The following is a 3,465-nucleotide window of genomic DNA, read 5'->3' on the forward strand; positions in this document are numbered from 1 at the left end:
ATGTAGCAAAATGTACAGGCTATTTTATATTTTTTTCAGTGTGTTAGTTTGAAGATAGGGCGTAAATTAACAGTCTACGCCGCTTTGTTGGTCAAAAAAATTATACAATAAAGCGCGCAAGCGATATGATCGTCCCCGATTAACTAAAGACTAAAGACTTTTTGGTAGTATTAAGTTGTCATAGTGATTGTTATTTATGACATAAAGGTGAATTGCGTTAATGAAGAAATTGTTTGGCTTAGTATGTTGTTTAACTGCATCAACTGCGTTTGCGCAGGCTGATGTTAAACAACCACAATTAATTAAAAAGTCGACAATACATGCTAGCATCACAGTGGGGTACGGGGGCATTGAAAACCCGGTACTTGATGCTGATGATGTCACTTCGCCAATTCTGCCAAGTTTTGCTTATTATGATGATAACTGGTATTTCGATGATTTCTCTGTTGGCTACAGCCTATATGAAACAGAGAACTTCTACGTTGATTTACTGGGGCGCTTTAATGATGATGGTTTTTTCTTTGAGCTGGATGGGGTAGATAAACTCTATGCCACAGGTGTTGTTCGTTCGAGTTCAGGACGACCGACATTACCCACTGCATCACCAATTAATTTAACACCTATAGAGCGTGACCTTTCTTACATGGCAGGGTTATCATCGGCAGTAAACGTGTATGATAATATCTGGTTAAGTGCTGCGTATGTGCACGATGTAACCAATGTTCATAATGGTTATGAAATATTGTTCAACGGCTATCATGTATTTGAATTGTTTTCTGGTACTGCAGGTCTTGAAGCGGGCATTAATTACAAAAATGAAGAACTGATCGATTATTACTACACGGTTAACCCATCAGAAAGCAAAACGCGTTTACTAAGCTACAATTTAGAAAGTGCCACTAACTACTACTTCAAAGTAAGTTATGAATATCCGATCAGCGACAGTTTCAGTCTTGATTTCAAACTTAAACATACTTGGCTTGATAGCAACTTAGCTAACTCACATATGATCAATAAAAACGGTTATTTCTCAGGTTTTACGGGAATTACTTATCACTTTTAGGCCAACGAATGGTGATCTCTGCACCGCCTGTTTGCGAACTGTTAGCCAAGCTAATTTTACCGCCATGCCAACTGGCAATACGATGCACGATATAAAGTCCTAATCCATACCCACTCGCTAGTTTATCTCCTTCACCTTGTTTAAAAGGCTCAATTAACGCATCCGCATTAATTGGTAAGCCAGGTCCATCGTCTGTAATGCTTATACTGTAATAGCCCGCTTGTTCTGTGCTACTTATATGGATTGTGTGTTTTGCGTATTTTGTGGCGTTGATCAGTAAGTTTTGTACCGCGATTGCCATAAAGCTTGCTTCGCAATAGGCTGTGTCTATTTCAAGGGCTGGTATGAATTCGAGCTCTTTGTATAAATCGAATTTAGCAATTTCTGTGTTGATCAGTTTAGCTAAGTTAACTTTCTCCTGATTAAATACACTTTGATGGTGCTCTAAGCGAGCGAACGATAAGTATTGCTCTAGACGTAATTCAATCTCATCAATATCACGCTCAATTTGGCTACCTTCTTGAGATTCCAAATCGGCAATCGACAAAGCAAATCGCATACGGGTAAGGGGAGTGCGAATTTCATGAGAAATAATACGCGATAAGTCATTATGTAGCTGAACAAACTTATTGATGCGCTCAGACATATGGGTGAAGGTGCTGGCTAATGGCGCAATAGATGAATTTGGTTTTATATCAAGCTCTATACGTTGCGGTTTCTTACTAAAACGATGAGCTGCGCGTTGTAATAAGCTCAAGTCACGAAATACTGGGCGAATGAATAATAAGATCATCGCACCAAGTAAAAAGTAAAAGGCAAAAAATGCAAGCCAGTCAGTTTTGGCTTGCGAAATCAAAGAAATGGGGCCAACTTTTTGGATGCTACCGTTATTGCCTTTGAGGTATATATACTGCTGATTGTTTTCGGTGACGCTGATAATGCCATCTTTATCGAATTTGGCTTGTAATGAATCAGGTAAAACAAGCTCGTTTTGGTTAAAGGAGCTGATCCTCGCTTCTTTTTGCTCAGCTATTTGAGCAAGTTCAGCAACACTTATTTGCACACTCGGTATGTGCTCAGAAAAAAACTGATTATAAAGCTGGCCAAAAGCTAAAACTAAGGCAATTAAGCTTACTGTGATAATTAAGTAAAGCTTAAAAAATTGCTGCTTCATATTTTTGAAATATCCAAGCTGTATCCTTTACCTCGTACAGACTTGATATCAAGCGTTTCTTTTTGCTCGCTAATGGTTTCTTTAAGCTTTTTACGTAAACGGCTAATTTTTAAATCAATAGCTCGGTCAAGTCCGTCATACTCACGGCCAATAACATGCTTGAATAATACCTCGCGAGAAACCGGTTCTGGGGTGTTTTTCGCAAGGTAGGCAATGATCTCAAATTCACTTTCATTGAGGTTCAATGCTGTATTATGAAAATAGATATCGCGTTTTTTACTATCGATACGCAAAATATCAATTTGGTGTGAAAAGTTATCTTGGCCAACAGTGTGGGCGATAATCGTTTTAACTTTGGCGAGTAACAATTCAGGCTTAATGGGTTTTACAAGATAGTCGTAAGCACCTAGGTTTAAGCCCTTAATTTGTGATTGCACAGAATCCAGTGCCGTTAGAAAAATAACAGGGCAACTGTACTTTTCTTTCAATTGAGAAATTAACTCAAAGCCATTGCCATCCGGTAGCATCACATCACAGATGATCAGTGAAGGCATAAAAGTGATTTCACTGCTACGGTACGCCTCAGCAGTATTGAATACATCTATGGTATAGCCATGCTTTAACAAAAACGTTTGTATTAAGCTTGCTAATTTCACATCATCTTCAATTAAAAAAATATGCTGCATTATAAACTCCAGCCAAAGCGCCGTTTTATTCGGTAATCTTTAGCTTCATAGCTTGCTATTGACAGTAGTTGTTGCTTAACAACTTGATTGCTCAATGGATTAATTAATTTCACTGTAAGCGGATGCTCAGTCTTAACCGTTAATTTCTCGATAATTAAACCACCTTGTTTGTAACACTGTGTATATTGAGGACGCTGAGTTATTTCTAAACAAAGTTCTTTAAAGGGAGCAACACGAAAATGAATCTGTATATTAAACTCACAGGCTTTTTGTTTTGCATCTGTCACACACACGGTGGGTGAGACTTTAAAAAAAGGTTGCTCGGGACTGTCATCGCTTAAACAAAGCGACGAAAAACAAAGACAAAAAAACAGTAATAGCCAACTAAATCGGTTTATCATTTAACCAAGTCTCTGTTTTTTAGAAGTCTTTTCTTCAAAGTAACAATAACCATCGAAAGCTGATGTAACCTGCCCAACTCACTTTGAGTACTCATTTTTTTGCCGTTTATTATAATTATTATTTATGCAGCCTATGAGTGG

General features: G+C 38.0%; 4 protein-coding genes. 1 reads left to right on the forward strand and 3 read right to left on the reverse strand.

What is annotated here, in order from left to right; translation table 11 throughout:
- Positions 1-220 precede the first annotated feature (220 nt).
- On the forward strand, positions 221-1,063 hold the full coding sequence (locus tag L1D51_RS20940; RefSeq protein WP_239964760.1) for a MipA/OmpV family protein: 843 nt from the start codon (positions 221-223) through the stop codon (positions 1,061-1,063).
- Here L1D51_RS20940 and L1D51_RS20945 read toward each other — a convergent pair.
- Genes L1D51_RS20945 through L1D51_RS20955 form a run of 3 tightly spaced genes read right to left on the reverse strand, consistent with a single transcriptional unit; the run spans position 1,047 to position 3,324 of the window.
- On the reverse strand, positions 1,047-2,237 hold the full coding sequence (locus tag L1D51_RS20945) for an ATP-binding protein (RefSeq protein WP_239964762.1): 1,191 nt from the start codon (positions 2,235-2,237) through the stop codon (positions 1,047-1,049). The genes L1D51_RS20940 and L1D51_RS20945 overlap by 17 nt on opposite strands.
- Complete coding sequence (locus tag L1D51_RS20950) at positions 2,234-2,923, reverse strand: response regulator transcription factor (protein ID WP_054560845.1); 690 nt, start codon at positions 2,921-2,923, stop codon at positions 2,234-2,236. Before L1D51_RS20950 ends, L1D51_RS20945 begins: the two co-directional genes overlap by 4 nt.
- The gene (locus tag L1D51_RS20955; protein ID WP_055020985.1) at positions 2,923-3,324 is read right to left on the reverse strand and encodes a DUF3019 domain-containing protein; all 402 of its coding nucleotides are present in this window, start codon (positions 3,322-3,324) and stop codon (positions 2,923-2,925) included. Before L1D51_RS20955 ends, L1D51_RS20950 begins: the two co-directional genes overlap by 1 nt.
- Between the last annotated feature and the right edge of the window lie 141 nt (positions 3,325-3,465).

The sequence above is a fragment of the Pseudoalteromonas shioyasakiensis genome, assembly GCF_022398475.1.
Lineage (GTDB): Bacteria > Pseudomonadota > Gammaproteobacteria > Enterobacterales > Alteromonadaceae > Pseudoalteromonas.